This window comes from Halopseudomonas sp. (genome assembly GCF_047631575.1).
GTDB lineage: Bacteria > Pseudomonadota > Gammaproteobacteria > Pseudomonadales > Pseudomonadaceae > Halopseudomonas.
Genome location: NZ_JBLIAB010000001.1, coordinates 1 through 19,214 on the forward strand (window position 1 = coordinate 1; position 19,214 = coordinate 19,214).

The 19,214-nt window shown below is 58.2% G+C and carries 15 protein-coding genes; 9 read left to right on the forward strand and 6 right to left on the reverse strand.

Annotated features, from left to right (window positions below):
- The first annotated feature begins 83 nt into the window (after nt 1-83).
- The 8 genes from ACJAXR_RS00005 to alkB all read left to right on the forward strand — a co-directional run bounded on the left by ACJAXR_RS00005 (nt 84) and on the right by alkB (nt 8,596).
- Entirely contained in the window at nt 84-2,228 is a 2,145-nt protein-coding gene (locus ACJAXR_RS00005) for an FAD-dependent oxidoreductase (RefSeq protein ID WP_415056202.1), read from the forward strand.
- Nucleotides 2,229-2,951, forward strand: a complete 723-nt coding sequence (locus ACJAXR_RS00010) for a TIGR04283 family arsenosugar biosynthesis glycosyltransferase (protein ID WP_415056203.1) — start codon at nt 2,229-2,231, stop codon at nt 2,949-2,951.
- Between the two features lie 7 nt (nt 2,952-2,958).
- The gene (locus ACJAXR_RS00015) at nt 2,959-3,576 is read left to right on the forward strand and encodes a TIGR04282 family arsenosugar biosynthesis glycosyltransferase (RefSeq protein WP_415056204.1); all 618 of its coding nucleotides are present in this window, start codon (nt 2,959-2,961) and stop codon (nt 3,574-3,576) included.
- Between the two features lie 168 nt (nt 3,577-3,744).
- Nucleotides 3,745-4,941, forward strand: coding sequence for an acyl-CoA dehydrogenase family protein (locus ACJAXR_RS00020; protein WP_415056205.1), 1,197 nt, complete (start codon nt 3,745-3,747; stop codon nt 4,939-4,941).
- A 75-nt stretch (nt 4,942-5,016) separates the two neighbouring features.
- Nucleotides 5,017-6,066, forward strand: a complete 1,050-nt coding sequence (locus tag ACJAXR_RS00025; RefSeq protein ID WP_415056206.1) for a phosphotransferase — start codon at nt 5,017-5,019, stop codon at nt 6,064-6,066.
- A gap of 89 nt (nt 6,067-6,155) precedes the next feature.
- Nucleotides 6,156-6,995 carry a 5'/3'-nucleotidase SurE gene (surE, locus tag ACJAXR_RS00030; protein ID WP_415056207.1) on the forward strand — a complete coding sequence of 280 codons (840 nt, stop codon included), beginning with the start codon at nt 6,156-6,158 and terminating at the stop codon, nt 6,993-6,995.
- Between the two features lie 63 nt (nt 6,996-7,058).
- On the forward strand, nt 7,059-7,847 hold the full coding sequence (locus ACJAXR_RS00035) for an SDR family NAD(P)-dependent oxidoreductase (RefSeq protein ID WP_415056208.1): 789 nt from the start codon (nt 7,059-7,061) through the stop codon (nt 7,845-7,847).
- Nucleotides 7,848-7,939: 92 nt separating this feature from the next.
- Nucleotides 7,940-8,596, forward strand: a complete 657-nt coding sequence (gene alkB / locus ACJAXR_RS00040; RefSeq protein ID WP_415056209.1) for a DNA oxidative demethylase AlkB — start codon at nt 7,940-7,942, stop codon at nt 8,594-8,596.
- A gap of 210 nt (nt 8,597-8,806) precedes the next feature.
- Here the strand turns inward: alkB and ACJAXR_RS00045 are convergent, their stop codons facing one another.
- Entirely contained in the window at nt 8,807-9,991 is a 1,185-nt protein-coding gene (locus ACJAXR_RS00045) for an acetyl-CoA C-acyltransferase (RefSeq protein ID WP_415056210.1), read from the reverse strand.
- Between the two features lie 66 nt (nt 9,992-10,057).
- Nucleotides 10,058-11,395, reverse strand: a complete 1,338-nt coding sequence (locus ACJAXR_RS00050; protein WP_415056211.1) for a spinster family MFS transporter — start codon at nt 11,393-11,395, stop codon at nt 10,058-10,060.
- A 160-nt stretch (nt 11,396-11,555) separates the two neighbouring features.
- Here ACJAXR_RS00050 and ACJAXR_RS00055 point away from each other — a divergent pair, with 160 nt between their 5' ends.
- A complete protein-coding gene (locus ACJAXR_RS00055; protein WP_415056212.1) occupies nt 11,556-12,650 on the forward strand; it encodes an FAD-dependent oxidoreductase in 1,095 nt (364 codons plus the stop codon).
- Between the two features lie 32 nt (nt 12,651-12,682).
- On the opposite strand, the gene ACJAXR_RS00060 is transcribed toward ACJAXR_RS00055, so the two are convergent.
- The 4 genes from ACJAXR_RS00060 to zipA all read right to left on the reverse strand — a co-directional run bounded on the left by ACJAXR_RS00060 (nt 12,683) and on the right by zipA (nt 19,125).
- A complete protein-coding gene (locus ACJAXR_RS00060) occupies nt 12,683-13,618 on the reverse strand; it encodes a tRNA dihydrouridine synthase (RefSeq protein WP_415056939.1) in 936 nt (311 codons plus the stop codon).
- A 31-nt stretch (nt 13,619-13,649) separates the two neighbouring features.
- Nucleotides 13,650-15,680: an ATP-binding protein gene (locus ACJAXR_RS00065; protein ID WP_415056213.1), complete on the reverse strand. Its 2,031-nt coding sequence runs from the start codon at nt 15,678-15,680 to the stop codon at nt 13,650-13,652.
- Nucleotides 15,677-18,064 carry an NAD-dependent DNA ligase LigA gene (ligA, locus tag ACJAXR_RS00070; protein WP_415056214.1) on the reverse strand — a complete coding sequence of 796 codons (2,388 nt, stop codon included), beginning with the start codon at nt 18,062-18,064 and terminating at the stop codon, nt 15,677-15,679. The genes ACJAXR_RS00065 and ligA overlap by 4 nt, the downstream gene beginning before the upstream one ends.
- Nucleotides 18,065-18,222: 158 nt before the next feature.
- Complete coding sequence (zipA, locus tag ACJAXR_RS00075; RefSeq protein WP_415056215.1) at nt 18,223-19,125, reverse strand: cell division protein ZipA; 903 nt, start codon at nt 19,123-19,125, stop codon at nt 18,223-18,225.
- Nucleotides 19,126-19,214 lie beyond the last annotated feature (89 nt).

Below are 19,214 nucleotides of genomic sequence, written 5' to 3' on the forward strand. Positions count from 1 at the left end.
AACCGCCAGCGCTACGAACGTCTGACCGAACTCTATCTGCGCTGAGTTCAGTCACCTTTTTTACCGTCAGGAGTACTCGCACCATGAAAGCCGGCAAGATCATTGTTCTACTCGTCATCGCCGCGTTGGTCGCGAGTTTCTTCGTGTTCGACCTCAATCAGTTCTTCAGTCTTGAGGGGATCAAGGCCCAGCAGCAGGCGCTGAACGCACAGGTCAGCGCCAACCCCTGGCTGGCCGGAGGCTTTTTCTTTGGTCTCTACATACTGGTAACGGCCCTGTCTTTACCCGGCGCGGCCCTGTTAACACTCCTCGGCGGCGCCCTGTTCGGACTGGGCTGGGGCTTGCTGATCGTGTCCTTTGCATCCACGCTGGGCGCCACTCTGGCGATGCTGATCAGCCGCTTTTTGCTGCGCGACTGGGTGCAGGCGCGTTTCGGTAGCAGGCTCAAGGCAATCAATGAGGGGGTCGAACGCGAGGGCGCCTTCTACCTGTTTGCCTTGCGTCTGGTGCCCGCATTTCCGTTTTTTCTGATCAACCTGGCGATGGGCCTGACACGCATCAAGGCCAGCACGTATTGGTGGGTGAGCCAGATTGGCATGCTGCCTGGCACTCTGGTGTACGTGAATGCCGGCCGCCAGCTGGCGGAATTGGAATCCCTTGGCGGCATCCTCTCACCTGACTTGCTCGGCGCCTTTGTGCTGCTCGGTCTGTTCCCGCTGATCGCCCGCAAGGGTCTGGATATGGTCAAGGCACGCCGCGTATACAAGGGCTGGAACAAACCTGCGCATTTTGATCGCAATCTGGTGGTCATCGGTGCCGGCAGTGGCGGCCTGGTGAGCGCCTATATTGCAGCGGCAGTGAAAGCTAACGTCAGTCTGATCGAAAAACATGCCATGGGCGGCGACTGCCTGAACACCGGCTGCGTGCCGTCAAAGGCCTTGATTCGGTCGGCAAAGCTGGCTGCCGAGATCAATCGCGCCCACGCGTTGGGCTACAACGAGGCCAGTGCCAGCGTAAACTTTACCCGGGTGATGGATCGCATCCAGCGGGTAGTTGGCGACATCGAGCCCCACGATTCCGTCGAACGCTATACCGAGCTGGGAGTGGAAGTACACAAGGGCGCTGCGACTATTACCTCGCCCTGGGAAGTCGAAGTGAACGGCCAAACACTGACCACCCGTAACATTATCATCGCCGCCGGCGCCCGCCCCTTCATGCCGCCCATTCCAGGGCTGGACAAGGCCAATGCGTATAATTCCGATACCCTCTGGGGCCTGCGCGAACAACCCAAGCGGCTGCTGATTCTGGGTGGCGGCCCCATTGGCTGCGAGCTGGCACAGGCATTCCAGCGCCTCGGCAGCCAGGTTATTCAGGTAGAGCGTGGTGTTAGGTTGCTCTCCAAGGAAGACCCCGACGCAGCCGAACTGATCATGAATACCTTGCGCGCGGAGGGCGTGGACCTGCGCCTGCAACATGACGCAGAGCGGTTCGAGCAGTTGGACGGTCAAGAACAGTTGATAACCCGCAATCTGGAGACCGACGAAGAAGTCATCATCCCGTTCGACGCGGTACTGGTCGCCGTCGGCCGCAAAGCCAATACCGATGGTTACGGTATCGAGACACTGGAACTGGTCAAACGCGGCAACGGCACCCTGGAAACCAATGAGTATCTGGCCACCCGTTACCCCAACATCTATGCCGTAGGCGATGTGACCGGGCCCTATCAGTTCACCCACGTATCCGCGCACCAGGCCTGGTATGCGGCAGTCAACGCGCTGTTCGGCACCTTCAAACGCTTCAAGGTGGATTATCGGGTGATACCGCGGGTGACTTTCACCGATCCGGAAGTCGCCAGCGTCGGCTTGACCGAGCAGGATGCAAAAGACACTGAGGTGAAGTACGAGGTCACCCGCTACAACATCGATGATCTGGACCGCGCCATTGCCGATCAGGTTGCCGAAGGATATGTGAAAGTACTCACAGTACCGGGCAAGGATACAATCCTGGGCGTGACCATTGTCGCCGCGCACGGCGGCGAACTGCTAGCCGAATACGTACTGGCGATGAAGCACAAGCTGGGCCTGAACAAGATTCTGGGCACCATCCACACCTACCCGACCATGAGCGAAGCGAACAAGTTTGCAGCAGGCGAATGGAAGCGTGCCCACCAGCCGGAAAAGTTGCTGCAATGGGTGGCACGCTTTCACCGCTGGCGCCTGGGACGCTAAATGCCCTGGCTGTCGGTGGTCATACCCGTCCGCAATGAAGCCGCGGGTATTGTGCAAGTATTGATGCCGCTGCAAGCGCTGCGCGACGAGTTGGAAATCATTCTGGTGGATGGGGGCAGCACAGAAGGCACCCTGGAACTGGCCGGACCGCTGGCAGATCACGCAATCACTTCCCTGCCCGGACGCGCCAGGCAGATGAATGCAGGAGCGGCGCAGGCGGGTGGTGAGGTGTTGCTTTTTTTGCATGCGGATACGCTGCTGCCTGCGGGGTTTGTGGGGATGATAAGAAAGGTGATGGAGCCCCGCGCTCGCGGGGATAATGACCTCCCCACCCAACACCAATGGGGCCGGTTTAACGTTGAGCTAGCACCCTCATCACCCGCCCTCAAACTAATCGCATGGATGATGAACCACCGCTCTCGCTTGACCGGCATCTGCACAGGCGATCAGGCGATTTTCGTGCGGCGTGACCTGTTTCACCAACTGGGCGGTTACGCTGATATAGCGTTGATGGAAGATATTGAATTCACCAGCCGACTTAATCGCACAGGTCCTGCAGCCTGCATTCGCCAGCCTCTGACCACCTCCAGCCGGCGCTGGCAACAAAACGGTGTGCTCCGAACCATGGCGTTCATGTGGTGGCTGCGTCTGCAGTATTGGTTGGGCGTATCACCTGCTCGGTTGGCGAAAAAGTATTACCCTGCACGTTCGAACACCCACTGAGTTTGCCATGACCGCAACCGTTTTCCGGCCACTGATCATCTTCGCCAAGGCCCCTGTTGCGGGCACGGTGAAAACGCGTCTGATCCCAGCACTGGGTCCAGAGGGTGCTTGCGAACTCTATAGCAAGCTGCTGCGCCATACGCTTGAAAACACCCGCAACTGGCCGGGCGAGCGCTATCTGTATTGTGCACCGGATACCGAGCATCCCTTTATGCGGGCGCTGGCTGATGATCACCAACTGATTCTTCGCACGCAAAAGGGCATGGATCTTGGCGAGCGTATGGCCAAGGCGCTGGCCGATTACCCAGGCGGTGCGTTGCTGATCGGTACTGACTGTCCGCTGCTCGGTTGCCAGCACCTGATCGACGCCAACCATGCTTTGGATACTCAGGATACAGCGATCATCCCCAGCGAAGACGGCGGCTATGTGTTAATTGCTCAGCGCGCGCCCCATCCTGCTCCTTTTACTGCAATGGCCTGGAGCCATGAAAACGTGCTCACCGACACCCAGCTACGACTGGCGAATGCCGGTCTGACACTCTGGCTCGGGCCCACTTTGTGGGATCTCGATGAGCCGGCTGACCTGCCTCGCTTCACTGAGTTACTTCATCCCGAGTCATTCTGAGCTGATAGTACCCCAGCGTTATCATCACACCTGTTTATGCGCATCCATTCCAATCCGGGGACATAGTTTCACTTGCTGATCCGTGACTATATGGTCGAGCGATGAAGAAGTGCTCCACTGCCTTCAACAGCCCAACCATCTTCGCACCCGACCAGACAAGGATTGACCATGTTTGAACTGAGCCCCCGTGTCCAGGATTTGAAACAACAGATCGAAAGCTTCATGGATGAGCATATCTACCCTAATGAAAAGCTGTTTTACGAGCAGGTAAAACAGAACAAGTGGGGCGCTCCACCCATCCTCGGAGAGCTCAAGGCCAAGGCAAGAAGCCAGGGTCTATGGAACCTGTTTCTGCCCCACAGCGAACGTGGCGCCGGCCTGAACAATGAAGAATACGGTCACCTGTGCGAGATAATGGGCCGCTCCTCTATCGCCCCAGAGGTGTTCAATTGCAGCGCGCCGGACACCGGCAACATGGAGACCATTGAACGCTACGGCAACGAAGAGCAAAAAGAGCAGTGGCTGAAGCCGTTGCTGGCCGGCGAGATTCGTTCGTGCTTCTCGATGACCGAACCCGACGTGGCCTCCTCCGACGCGACCAACATTCAGTGCGAAATTCGCCGCGAAGGCGATGAGTACGTGATCAACGGCACCAAGTGGTGGTCTTCCGGCGCCATGGCCGACAGCTGCAAGATCGCGATCGTAATGGGCAAAAGCAATCCCGAGGCGCCCAAGCACCTGCAACAAAGCATGATCCTGGTGCCACTGAACGCGCCCGGTGTGACTATCGTGCGCGATCTGCACGTGTTCGGCTACGACCACGCGCCCCACGGTCACGCCGAAATCAAGTATGAGAACGTACGGGTGCCCGTCTCCAGTATGTTGCTGGGCGAAGGCCGTGGTTTCGAGATTGCCCAGGGTCGTCTCGGGCCAGGCCGGATTCACCATTGCATGCGCAGCATCGGTGTTGCCGAACGCGCACTGGAAGCCATGTGCCGCCGCGCTGCCGATCGTGTTGCCTTTGGTAAGCCGCTGTACAAGCATGGCAGCACCTCGGAAAACATTGCCAAGTCCCGTTGCGAAATCGACCAGGCCCGTCTGCTGACCATTATGGCCGCACGCAGCATGGATCAGTTCGGCAACAAGGTAGCGCGTCAACAGATCGCGATGATCAAGGCTGTCGCGCCGACCATGCTATGCAACGTACTCGATCGCGCTATCCAGGTGCACGGCGCGGCCGGCGTATGCCAGGATACTTTCCTCGCCTCCGCTTACGCCAAAGCTCGCACATTGCGCCTGGCCGACGGCCCGGACGAAGTCCACCTGGGCACAATAGCCAAGCTGGAAATGAGCCGATATTTGTAAGGCTGTGAGTTCTAGGCCTGAAGATCAAAATACCGCTACTCTTCATCAACGATTCCAATAACAGGTTCCCTGCAGATGAGCGAAGCTATCCTGATTGACGTATTACCCGCACACCAGTTCGACCAAGATCGCCTCACCCAATACCTCACCGGTCGCCTGCCTGGCGCGGACGCGGGCATGAACGTCAAGCAATTCCAGGGCGGACAGTCCAATCCGACCTATCTGCTGGAAATCGGCGGCAAACGCTACGTACTGCGCAAGAAACCACCGGGCAAGTTGCTGCCCTCGGCGCACATGGTCGAACGCGAGTTTCAGGTAATCAACGCACTGGGTGCCACTGACGTGCCCGTGCCGAAGGCGGAACTCCTGTGTGAAGACCCTGACATCATCGGTACCGCGTTTTACATCATGGAATACGTGGAAGGCCGCGTACACACTCAGCCGCTGCTTGAGGCGGTCGACAAGAGCCAGCGCGAGCCAATCTACCACTCGATGATCGAGACCATGGCCAAGCTGCACAACGTGGACTGGAAAGCCGTCGGCCTGGAGAGCTACGGCAAGGCTGAGGGTTATATTCCGCGGCAGATCAAGCGCTGGAGCGGTCAATTTGAAGCCAGCCGCACGGGTGAGATGCCCGCGATGGACAAGCTGATGGCCTGGTTGCCGGACAACATGCCGGACAAGGACGAGACGACTATCGCCCATGGCGACTTCCGCGTTGGCAACCTGATCCTGCATCCCACGGAGCCCAGGGTTGTGTCTATTCTTGACTGGGAACTGGCCACCCTGGGCCACCCCCTATCTGATCTGGCCTACTGCTGCCTGCCCTACCACCTGCCGGCTGGCATGGACGGGGTCAAGGGTATGCTCGGAGAAGATCTGAAGAGCATGGGTCTACCCGAAGAGCAACAGGTACTGGATTGGTATTGCCAATACACCGGCCGCAACGAAATCCCGAATTGGAATTTCTTTGTTGCCTTCTCCCTGTTCCGCCTCGCGGCCATTGTGCAGGGCGTTTACCACCGCGCGCTGCAAGGCAACGCCAGTAATGCCGACGCGCTGGAAGTCGGTAAGCGCGCCGGCCTGCTCGCCGAGCGCGGCTGGGAAATATCCCAGGGTCGGTAGGAGCCGCGGCCCCGCGGCGAAGGGTCCAGTTAAGCACTCGGCAACGCCCAGACAGCAGATATTCGATTCACTCAACAACGGGAAACCCCATGTCCAAACCGATCAAACGCGTATTACTGACCAACGACGATGGTTGGCGCGAGCCAGGTCTGAAGGTGATGGAAGAGATCGCCCACCAGATCGCCGAGGAAGTCTGGATCATCTCGCCGGACCTGGACCAGAGCGGCGTGTCCATGTCCATCACCCTGCACTCCCCGTTGCGGGTGCACCATATGGGTGAACGGCGATTGAGTGTCAGTGGCACCCCGAGTGACTGCGTTCTGCTGGCCGTCGGCGAACTGATGCCGGAGCCGCCCGATCTGGTGCTGTCGGGCGTTAACGCCGGCGCCAACATCAGCGATTCGGTAGCCTACTCCGGCACTATAGGCGGCGCACTCACTGCGACGCTGATGGGCATCCCGGCGATTGCTCTGTCTCTGGCGTATCACAAGGGTGATGAGATGCATTGGGATAGCGTCCGTCAGTTTGGTCCGGGCGTAGTCCAGCAGTTGCTCGAAAAAGGTTGGCCCGACGATTGCGCCATGAACGTCAACTTTCCAGCCTGCCCGGCTGATCAGGTCACTGGCGTGGCAACCTGCCGAGCGCGTGCCGGCAGCATCGGAGGCATCAATATCGAATCCCGCCGTGATACCCGCGACATACCTTACTTCTGGCTCGGCTTTGAGCGCCAGACCGAGCGCATCACCGGGCTGGACACGGATGTCGGTGCACTGCGCGCTAACCGCATCAGCATATCGCCGCTGCGCTTCGAGCGGGAAATCGCCAGTTGGCAGATAGACGCCGAGGCCATGTCGAGCAAGCTAGGCATCAAGCCACGCAGCGAAACAGCGGCTGACAGCAAAGACAACGAGCCGAGTATCGACCATTAACTCAAAAAAACGTAAACCCGCCAAGGTAGGCTTGCCACGTGCAGCCCATAACAGGAGAACACCATGCAACGATTCGAGAACAAGGTAGTGCTGATCACCGGTGCCGGCAGCGGCATCGGCCGGGCCACGGCCATCCGTATGGCCACTGAGGGTGCGCGCCTGATGCTGGTTGATCGCAGCGAAGAAGGGCTGCAGCACACCCGTGACCAGCTGCCTGCTGGCGCTGAAGTACTGTTGCGTATGCTGGACGTGTCCGACGAAGCGGCGGTTGAGCTTTGCGTTGCTGAAACAATCAGCCATTACGGTCAACTTGATGTGCTGTGCAATAACGCAGGTATTGCCGGGGGCGACTACGGCACGGTGCAGGACCAGAATCTGGAAACCTGGCAGCAGATCATCAGCGTGAATCTATATGGCGTTATGCTGTTTACCAAATATGCGTCTCGCCAGATGGAAAAGCAGGGCAAGGGTGCGATTGTGAATACCGCATCGGTGGCCGGCATTCGCTCAGGCGCGGGCGGCAATGCGTATAGCGCCTCCAAAGCGGCCGTGATCAATTTCACCATGACCAGCGCCTGCGATCTGGGCAGCCACAATATTCGCGTCAATGCGGTTTGTCCGGGTCTGATCGAAACAGGCATGACCAAGCCGGTGTTTGATTATGCCCGCGCCAATGACAAGGAACAAAAGCTGGGCGCACGTTGCGAGTTACGTCGCTATGGCCGACCCGAAGAGCTTGCCGGAGCCATCGCGTTTCTCGCCAGTGACGATGCCAGCTATGTCACCGGTCAGGCCCTGGCAGTAGATGGCGGCAATACCGCATCGCTGAATTTGCCCGGCATGAAGGTCTGATAGACCGAGCCGGCTTCTTCGCGCAGGGGCCGGCGCTCCTGCCGCGATTCGGGGTAATATCTGTATAGAACCTCGCAATTTGGAGCCACCAAATGTCCCCCACTGACGATCTCTTTGCCGAAAGCCTTCCTGCTGCACCCAAGCCCATTGCCGACGGCGCCTGGTTACTGCGCGGGTTCGTGCTGAGCGAAGCGGAGCAGTTAATCAACGCCATTCAACAGGTCGCCAGCCAGGCACCCTTCCGGCACCAGACCACCCCCGGCGGGCATGTCATGTCAGCCGCCATGAGCAGTTGCGGTGATCTGGGGTGGGTAACAGATCGGCAGGGCTACCGTTACAGTTCAACCGATCCACTGACAGACCGTCCGTGGCCAGCAATGCCAGCACTGCTACGACAGATAGCCATGGAAGCCGCTGCAGCCGGCGGCTACGAGCACTTTGAACCGGACGCCTGCCTGATCAACCGCTATACCACAGGGGCACGGATGGGGCTGCACCAGGACAAGGATGAAGACGACATGGCCGCACCCATCGTCTCTGTATCCCTGGGTGCATCGATTCGCTTCTTGTTTGGCGGTACAGCCAGGACCGACAAGGCCGCAGGCTGGAAACTTGAGCACGGCGACGTTGTTGTCTGGGGCGGCGCGAGCCGTTTGTTCTTCCACGGTGTTGCCCCCCTGGGGAAACGCGCTGAGCACCCTACGACGGGGCCTATGCGATACAACCTGACATTCCGCAAGGTCCGATAACAGGTGGTTTTGTTGATGTTGCATTAAGTCAAAATGGGTTCCCGCGTGCGCGGGGATCCATTATCGGGATTGAGACAGCGGGTTTGTGCATTGTGTTTGCGGCTTTCGCGTGCGCGGGAATGACGAGCGATGAAGAGACGTCCGAGAGCTATCAAAAAACCCGGGAATGCGTGAGCAGACCCGGGTTTGTTTGTAGCCAATCGCTCAGCGTTACAGGACTTCGAACAGACCTGCAGCACCCTGGCCGCCGCCGATGCACATGGTGACGACCACGTACTTGGCGCCGCGGCGCTTGCCTTCGATCAGTATGTGACCAGTCTGACGCGATCCGGTGACGCCGTAGGGGTGGCCGATGGAGATGGAGCCGCCGTTGACGTTGAGCTTTTCCATCGGGATGCCCAGCTTGTCGCGGCAGTAGACAACCTGGGAGGCAAAGGCTTCGTTAAGTTCCCACAGGTCGATATCATCCATGGTCAGACCGTTGCGCTTGAGCAGTTGCGGTATGGCGAAGACCGGGCCAATACCCATCTCGTCGGGCTCGCAACCGGCGACACTGAAGCCGCGGAAGATACCGATAGGCTCGACGTTCTGCTGTTCTGCGGCGGTACTGTTCATGACGACGCAAACGGACGCGCCGTCAGACAGCTGGCTGGCGTTACCGGCGGTGATGAAGTGTTCTGGACCGCGGATAGGCTGCAGACCCTGAAGGCCTTCGAGGGTGGTGCTTGGGCGGTTGCACTCGTCCTTGACCAGGTTGACTTCCTTCTCGCTGACTTCGCCAGTTTCCTTGTCTTTGACCAGCATCTTGACCAGATACGGCACGATCTCGTCGTCAAACTTGCCGCTTTCCTGGCCTGCCGCAGTACGCTGCTGACTGATCAGGGAGTACTCGTCCTGGGATTCACGGCTGACGTTGTAGCGTGAAGCGACGATGTCAGCGGTTTCGATCATGGACATGTACAGATCAGGCTTGTTGTTCTTGATCCACTCGTTAGTGCCGTGGAACATATTCAGTTTTTCGTTCTGGCACAGGCTGATGGACTCGACACCGCCGGCGACGATGGCGGGGATCTTTTCGCTGACAACGCGCTGGGCGGCGATCGCGATGGACTGTAAACCGGAACTACAGAAACGGTTGATCGACATACCGGCGGTGGTCACCGGCAGGCCAGCACGGATAGCCGCCAGCCGCGCCATGTTCTTGCCCTGAGCACCTTCGTGGAACGTTGCGCCGAGGATGCAATCTTCGACCAGAGACGGATCAATGCCCGCGCGCTTGACGGCATGTTCGATGACATAGCCAGCCATGTCGACACTGTGGGTGTTATTCAGTGCGCCGCGGTAGGACTTGCCCAGTGCGGTACGCGCGGTAGATACGATAACTGCGTCAGTCATGATGAAGCTCCTGTTTCAAAATCATCAAAATAAAGCGCCCGGCCTGACCGGGCGATCATTGCTGTATCAACTTTCTATAGGCTGCCTTGCGCCCCACTGCTCGAGCGTCAACCGGCTTTCTCGATAGGGTTTGAGACCCATCCACAACAACACGATGGCAGCGGATGTCGCCACGCTGGCCACGATGAACAGAGAATAGCGTATCGCCATGTCATCGCCAAAGCCGTAATCGGTCACCAGGGCCACGGCAGTTGGGCCAATGCCCAGGCCAATCAGGGTGACGACGAACAGATAGATCGCCGAGGCCTGACCGCGCATGGCATTGGGCATGACTTCCTGTATCGCTGCCGGCGCAACGCCAAAGGGCATCGCTATGGTAAATACGTTGAAAACCATCAGTGCCCAGACCATGTTCAGATCGCCGAGCAGAAAGACCACATTGCACGGCAAGGTGAGCACCGCTGCGAGCAGACCGACGCGCATATTGGCGTCCTTGTGGCCCTTGCGTGCCCAGAAATCTGCCAGGCGTCCACCGAAGACAATACCCAAAGAGCCGGCCACCGCGACGATGGAACCATAGATAATGCCTACCTCGCCCGCGGTCAGACCGTGGGTACGAATGAAGAAGGTGGGTATCCAGGCCGATGCGCCGTAGGAAGCGAATGACAGAAAGGCAAAGCCGACGTTATGGCAGATGACCGTCTTGCGGATACTCAACAGGTAAGCGCCAACATCCTTGACCGGAACGCTGATGCCGGCGCCAATACCCTTGCGCACCGGCTCCTTGAGCGCCAGCAGGACGAAGCAGAAGGCAATGCCAGCGCCACCGATGATCAGAAAAATCATCTGCCAGGGCCGGATAGTGCCCAGCAGTGGCAAGACCGTGTCGCCCTGATTGGAAGCAAAGGTGACCACGATGCCGCCAAGCAGAAACGCGATGCCGGCGCCCAGGTAGATACCCATGGAGTAAACACTGATGGCCGTGGCGCGTTTTTCTGGCGGGAAGCTATCGGCCATGATGGAATAGGCAGCGGGCGACAGGGCGGCTTCGCCGGCACCGACACCGATGCGGAAAATCACGAAGTGCCAATATTGATTAGCCAGACCGCAGGCGGCAGTCATCAGACTCCATACGAATACCCCGGCACCGATCAAACCTTTGCGGTTTTTTGTGTCGGCGATGCGCCCCAGCGGGATACCGCAGACGACGTAGAAAATTGCAAATGACAGACCCATCAACAGGCTCATCTGGGTGTCGGAAATATTCAGATCAGCACGAATAGGTCCCACCAACAGGTTCAGAATCTGACGATCGATAAAGGACAGGATGTAACACAAGAGCAAAATAAGGACGGTAGCCCAGGCGCGACCTGAGGTGGGATAAAGGCTATTGTTATTAGGCACACTCACTCCGTTAAAGCTAGGAAACTGCAGAAAAGAGATTATCAGGTCCGCAGAGCGAAAGGCGATTTCGATTATAGCTATCATCCACGAAGATGCGTCTGCATCAACCCGGGCTATCGCGATGCTGCAAAAGCCCATTTTTTATAACCATTGGACAACCATGACCCCCTCTCGACACGCCCTTATCCTCGCTGGCGCTGGCCATGCTCACCTAGTCGCCATGCGCCGCTGGATAGACGATGGCTTCCGCCCCCCAGCAGGCACGCTATTGCTCAGCCCTACCTCGCGGGCATGGTATTCGGGGATGATGCCCGGCCTGATCGCCGGCCGCTTCAGTGAAGACGAGTGCGCGATCGATCTGGCGCCCCTTTGTAAGGCCTGTGGCGTTGATCTGATGATTGGCGAAATTGCCCAACTGGATGCGGATAACCGCACAATGACACTGGCCGACGGCCGTGGCCTGCAGTATGACTACCTCTCGCTGAACGTGGGCTCTGTCCCGCCTCAACCGGAGTTGAAAGACGCCTGTGTGCAGGTTGTTCCGGCAAAGCCCTTTGCCGGATTCACCGCGCACTGGCACGCATGGCGTGATCAAAGCGAACCGATGCAACTGGCGGTGCTGGGCGGTGGCGCAGCAGCCTTCGAGCTCGCGTTGGCCTTGCAAAAGAGTTTGCCCCGGGCGCAGCTGTCATTGATCTGTGGAGGTGAGTTGCTAAGCGGCTACGCACCAGACCTGGCTAGACGCGCACAACACTTTTTGAACAGACGGGGAATCGAGTTACGCGCTAATACTCGAATTGATCGCGTTGCTGACGGCTGGCTGATGAGCAAGGAACAACGGGTACAAACGGCCGACGCGCTGGTCATTGCCACCGGTGCGTCGCCCCAGCCATGGCAGATCGACTCGGGTCTGGCGTGTGATGCAGCGGGATTCATTCGGGTAGCCGGGACGCTTCGCAGTGAAAGCCACCCAGAGGTACTGGCGAGCGGAGACTGTGCCAGCCAGCCTGGCACACCTCACTCAGGCGTGTATGCGGTCCGCCAGGGGGCGGTGCTGAGCGAGAGTATACCGGCGCTGCTTGCGGGAACCCCGTTAGTGGCATATCAGCCCCAGCCTCGCTCGCTGGTGCTGCTGGCCACGGCCGATGGCGGCGCCCTGCTGAGCTATGATCGCTGGAGCGCCGGCGGACGCCTTTTTGGTATGTGGAAAGACCATCTGGACCTGAGCTTTATGCGCCGTCATAGGCTGGACTGATCAGCCAAAGGAGCGGGAGAGCAGTAACGCGATTATGCCGCGACTGATTCCCCTTGCAGCCGAAGACTGATCGGATCCGGACTGGTCTCGCGACGCAATTGATCGAACAGCGTCTGGGCCTGGGGGTAACTGCGAGTCAACAGCGACAACCATTGCTTGATTCGCCCCGGCGAGTGTCTGTCGATCATGCGGCCGCGGGTCTGAATGAAGAAGTCCGCAAGCCAGGGCTGCAGGTCTTGCCAACTCATCGGATTGAGCGCGGTGCCCGCCTGATGACGACGAATCTGTCGGGCCAGGTCAGGACGCACCACCAGTCCGCGGCCGATCATAACCGCCGTGCAGCCGCTGAGCTCACGAATGCGTTGGTAATCGTCCAGCGTCCAGACTTCGCCGTTGGCAATCACCGGAACCGCAACCGTCTCACGAATGCGCTCTATCCACTCCCAGTGAGCCGGTGGCTTGTAGCCGTCCATTTTCGTCCGCGCATGCACGGCAATTTCTGCCGCGCCTGATTCGGCCAAGGCCCGGGCGCAATCCAGGGTCAGACTGGTATCGCTATAGCCTAGGCGCATTTTAGCGGTGACCGGAATATGCGCTGGTGTAGCGGCGCGCACGGCGGCCACGATCTGTGCGAGCACATCGGGCTCGCGCAGCAGACTGGCGCCACCACCATGGCGATTCACCGTCTTGGCTGGGCAACCGAAATTCAGATCCACTGCCGGCGCACCCCACTCTGCCATTTGCGCGGCATTGACCCCCAACCAATACGGATCCGAACCAAGCAATTGCGGGTGAACCGGCACGCCTGCAGGGGTTTTCCAGCCGTGATGCATCTCCGGTATGAAGCGCTCCACAGTGGACATGTTGAGCGCCGTATCGGTCACACGGATGAACTCACTGACACAGCGATCGATACCACCAATGCGGGTAAGAATATCGCGCATGGGCGGATCAACCAGACCTTCCATCGGCGCCAGTACAATACCGGGCGCAAGACCATTAAACACCTGCAGTAGCCTCGCACATCGGAAATTCTACCCAGAAACAACTGCCACGGCTCAGGCCGGGCTGAAAGCCAATATGCCCGTTCATTTGTTCTGTCAGCTCCTTGCTGATCGCCAAACCCAATCCCGTGCCGGCCTGCTGACGGTTGTCACCAGCATCTGCCTGGGCAAACCGCTCAAAAATATGCGAATAAAAGCTTGATGGTATCCCGGGGCCCTGGTCGCTCACAGTAATGCGGACACTCGCTGCCGATGGCGCCATATCAATTTCAACCCGACCATTCACCGGTGAGAATTTGATGGCATTACTGAGCAAATTGGTCAAAACCTGCTGGAAACGTGATGCGTCGACATGGATATAGGCCTCGCCGGCCAGAGCAATCACAAGCCCGACCTGTTGCTGATCGGCCATACCCTGCACGTTCGCCACGGTGGCGCGGATCAGCTCGGCAACCGAATGACGCGCAGGGTACAAGGTCATACGACCGGCCATCAACTTTTCCACATCCAATAAATCGTTAACCAGTTGCGCCAACCGCTGACTGTTGCTGTAAGCAATCCCCAGCATGGGCTGCAACGTATCTGGCACGGGCCCCACAACGCCCGATTTCACAAGACTGATAGCGCCACTGATCGCAGTCAAGGGCGTGCGTAATTCGTGACTGACGGTAGAAATGAACTGATTTTTCAGTGTTTCGTTGCGCAGTCTCTCTGATATGTCCTCAGCGATACCCAAGTAACCTTGAATCTCTCCAGCAGGACTTTTGATCATGCTGAGAACGACCTGCACCGGTATCACATGTCCATCACGGCACTTGTAGTGCATCAACAGGACTTCTTCGATGCCCTGTTGCGCACGCAGCGTAAACACCTCATCACCTTTCAACGGGCGGCCTAGCTCTGTGGCCATCTGGTGCGCGCGCTTGCGCACCTCCTCGGCCAGCAAAAAACAACCCGGCCGTTGTTTACCTACGATCTCCTGCGCCTGATACCCCAACATGCGCTCGGCACCCTTGTTGAACACCGTGATGATGCCTTCGGCATCCGTTGCAATAATCGCGAAGGAGCTTGCAGCGTAGAACACAGAGTCCATGAGGTCGTGACTCTGGCGCAACTCGGCCGTGCGCACCTTGACCTGCGAATCAAGCTGGTCAAGCAAATTGCGTTGCCATATTAGTCGCAACAGCAGGCCAAGCATTATGGCTACAAACAAGACAAACAGCGTCGCAAAAGCACGGTACCAACCCAACCGTATTGGCGAGTAGGCCGGTGAGTTCACCGCCATTTGCCATTGTGCGCCCGGCACCCGTACCGGCAACAGCGCCAAAGGTTGCTCAAAATTCTCCGGGATACCGAAAAATACTTTGCCGGGCACACCGTCCTCGCCCATATGGCGGAGCGCCAGCACTGGAGCCAACTCGCCTGATGTCGAAAGCAACAGATCAAATAGGCTGTCAGCATCGATAACCGTGCTGAGCAGACCCCAATAGGTATCATTGATAAAAATCGGTGAGCGGTAAATCAGCCCCTGCCCCCCCTGAACCAATTCGAGGGGACCACTCATACGTCCCTCCCCAGTGGCCATTATTTGCTGTATGGCCGGCCACTGCTCAGGCATATCAGGATAGTTCAGACCGATAGCTGCCTCATTGCCAACCACCGGGAAAACCCAGGCAATTCGGTTATCGGGCGCAATGCCAATATTGCGAAAATGACGACCACGCTTAAACACCAGTGCGAGGATTTTCTGTATCTCAGTCGAATCCAGATTCCCTTCACGGGCCACGATATAGAATTCGACGCTGGTCGCCAAAAAAGCTTCATTATTGACTTCTGACTCCAGGAGCACGCGTAAACGATTACCGAGCTCCAGGGTTGCCCGTTGATCTTGCTGGACGAAGGTATCGCGATAGGCGCGCAGACCATATGCTGCGGGTAACAGCAGGCAGACAAACAGGACAGCTACTACCAGCCAGAAAAACCATACTCGTGGGGCCCGATGCTGCGCCATGGCCTCTGGTGTCATGGCGTGATTCCGTGACGCGACAACAGATCCAGCAGGCCTTGTTCATCCAGCACCAACACATTGAGCTGCTCCGCCTTCGCCAGCTTGCTTCCCGCGCCAGGCCCGGCTACCACACAATGGGTTTTTGCCGACACGCTACCGGCCACTTTAGCTCCCAGGCTTTCCAGATAATCCTTGGCGACATCCCGGGAAAAGGTTTCCAGGGCGCCGGTGAGCACCCAGGTCTGGCCATCCAGCGGCATCCCTGCGCTTTTCTCGGCACGCGGGCTATCCCAGTGCATACCGAAGGCCTTGAGCTGCTGCTCGATCTTCAGCACACGCTCGCGGTTCTCGGCATCGGCAATATAGTCGCGCAGCCCTGTCTGGGCCTTTTCGCTGAAGCGCTCTACCCTTTTCAATTCGAGCCAGTCGGCGGTCATGATGGTATCCAGGCTCTTGAAAAAGGTAGCCAGCCGCTGCGCCCCGGTTTTTGCGACACCGGGTATCTCCAGACGGGTAACAAATTCTGCAAGACTGACGCTGGCGGCCAGCTCCGGGTTGAGGTCACCTTCCTCCTGCAATACAAGTCCGCGCTGCAATAACTGGCCGATGACCATCTTATTGTGCGCGTCAGCAAAGAACGCGTGAATTTCATGAGCGACTTCGGCGCCTACGTCCGGCAGGTACACCAGCACCTCCGGCAAAGCCTCACTAATACGCTCCAGGGATCCCAGCGAACGAGCCAATAACTTGGCCGTTTCCTCGCCGACATCGGGTATACCCAGCGCATAAATAAACCGCGCCAAGGTGGGTTGCTTGCTGTCCTGAATGGCGCCAAGCAGGTTTTGCGTGGATATATCCGCAAACCCTTCCAGCGCCAACACCTGCTGGTAGATCAACAGATACAGATCGGCAGGCGAGCTGACGAGACCGGTATCAACCAGTTGCTCGACAATCTTCTCACCCAGCCCATCGATATCCAGTGCACGGCGGGAGACAAAATGGATGATCGCCTGTTTGAGCTGTGCCTGACAGGTCAGCCGACCGACGCAACGATAGACCGCACCCTCGCTGATGGTTTCCCGGCCTCTGCCGCGCTTGACCAGCTGCGTGCGCTCCACATCCGCGCCGCACACTGGGCAGTGCTGAGGAATTACCACAGCGCGCGCGTCGGCCGGACGACGATCGGCCACCACCTGCATGACCTGAGGGATCACATCGCCAGCACGGCGAATGATGACACTATCGCCAATCATCAGTCCCAACCGCGCGACCTCATCCATATTGTGCAAACTGGCGTTGGATACGGTGACACCGGCGACCTGAACCGGGCGCAAGCGCGCAACCGGCGTCACTGCTCCGGTGCGACCCACCTGGAATTCGACATCAAGCAGTTCGGTGATCTCTTCCATCGCCGGGAATTTATGCGCAATCGCCCAGCGCGGTTCGCGGGCGCGAAAACCCAACTCGCGCTGATAGGCCAACTGGTTGACCTTGAATACAACGCCGTCAATCTCGTAACCCAGACGGGCCCGGCGTTCGCCGATATCCCGGTAGTAGGCGAGGCACTCATCCACTCCTGCGGCGAGCTTAAGTTCCGGACTGATACTCAGACCCCATTCACGGAGCTGGTGCAGAATGTCGACCTGAGTGTCTGGCAGATCGCCATTTACTTGCCCTATGCCGTAACAGCAGAACTCCAGCGGACGTGTGCGCGTAATACTGGGATCGAGTTGCCGCAAGGAGCCGGCCGCAGCATTGCGCGGGTTGGCAAAGGTTTTGGTACCCGCTTCCCGGGCACGCTCATTCAGAGCCTCAAAGCCAGCCTTGTTGATAAAAACCTCACCGCGGATCTCGAGCACGACGGGCCAGCCTTCCCCGCGCAGCTTCAGCGGGACATTACGGATGGTGCGTACGTTGCTGGAGATGTCCTCGCCGGTACTGCCATCACCGCGTGTGGCACCGCGCACCAATTGACCATTCTCATAGAGCAGACTGACCGCCAGACCGTCCAGCTTTGGTTCGCAGCAGTACGCCACCTGTGCATCATCGCCAACACCGCCGCCAAACAAATCCCCTGCGGGCAAATCCAGCCCTTCACGTACACGCCGATCGAAGTCACGCATGCTGTGCTCGTCGAAGGCGTTACCCAGGCTGAGCATAGGTACGTCGTGGTTAACCGTTCCGAACGCGGACAAGGCCGATCCACCCACTCGCTGGGTTGGCGAATCCGCGGTGATCAGATCCGGCTGGGCCTCTTCGATAACTCTAAGCTCGTTGAACAGCCGATCGTATTCCGCATCGGGAACCGAGGGTTCATCGAGCACGTAATAGCGGTGATTGTGCAGGTCAATCTGTTCGCGCAATTCAATAACGCGGGCAGCCGGGCTTTGGGTTTGAGTCATGGCGAGTATCGGTTTGAGGTCTGGTGACGATTGTACCCAATGCCGACGAGGCCGTCAGGGGTTGCGTGTTTAAGGATGATGGGGTTAGTGGCCGAGCCTTCAGCGGAGGGGTCGGACCCTTCGCGGCGGGGCCGCCGCGAAGATCTAAAACCGGGCCTTCAACGGCGCTGGGTGTAGTGCTTGCGCTCAAACTCGGCAATACGCTGGCGGTAATGTTCGATGGTCTGGGCAGTCAGGACGCTGCGTTGTTCATCCTTGAGGTCGCCGCCAAGCTCATGGGACAGCTTGCGGGCAGCTGCAATCATTAGATCCAGGGCCTGTTTGGGGTGACGTGGGCCTGGTAGGCCCATGAAAAAGCTGACAGCGCGGACCCGATCATTATCCATCTCATCCAGATCAAACACCCCTGGCTTGAGCGCATTAGCCATGGAAAAAAGCACATCGCCGTTACCGCTCATGCTCTCGTGACGATGGAAAATATCCATGTCACCGTGGCGGAGACCGCTTTCCAGAATGCTTTGCAGCAGGGCTGAGCCGGCGAAACCTTCTTCGTCGCGCGCAATTACGTTAATCACCAGTACTTCCTGAACCTGAGCGGGAACTGCAACGGGCTCTTTGTCCGACACGTTTCGGGCCTGGGCGCCGCCGATGTCCTTTTTATCGCCAGGCGCCTTGGGTTTGCGTGCAGACTTATCCTGGGGCTGATTACCGGCCACAGGGTCGAGCAGAACGGGTACTGGATCGTCGAGATCCAGGCCCACCTGTTCAGGCTGGCGCCTGGTATGCGCATCGCGGATGTCGGCAGCTTCTGGGAGAATGGGCATATCATCGCCAAAATCGGGCTCTTCACGCTCCTGTCTTTCACGCTCTTCGCGGCCAAGTATACGTGGAGGCCCCAGCAATTCGTTGCTGTCTTCCTCTTCCGGCAAATCCTGGAGATTGCGTTCAAGCTTGAAGCGGATCCGTGATCGGCCGCCCATGCGGCGCCACCCATCAAACAGAATACCTGCGATTACCAGTAGGCCAATAATGATAAGCCACTCACGCAAACCGAAATCCATGAATATCCTGATCCTGTCTACAAATTCTGAACTGACGTCAACCGTCTGGCTGACACATGTTAACCGTTGACACTAGCATGCCCGGGCAC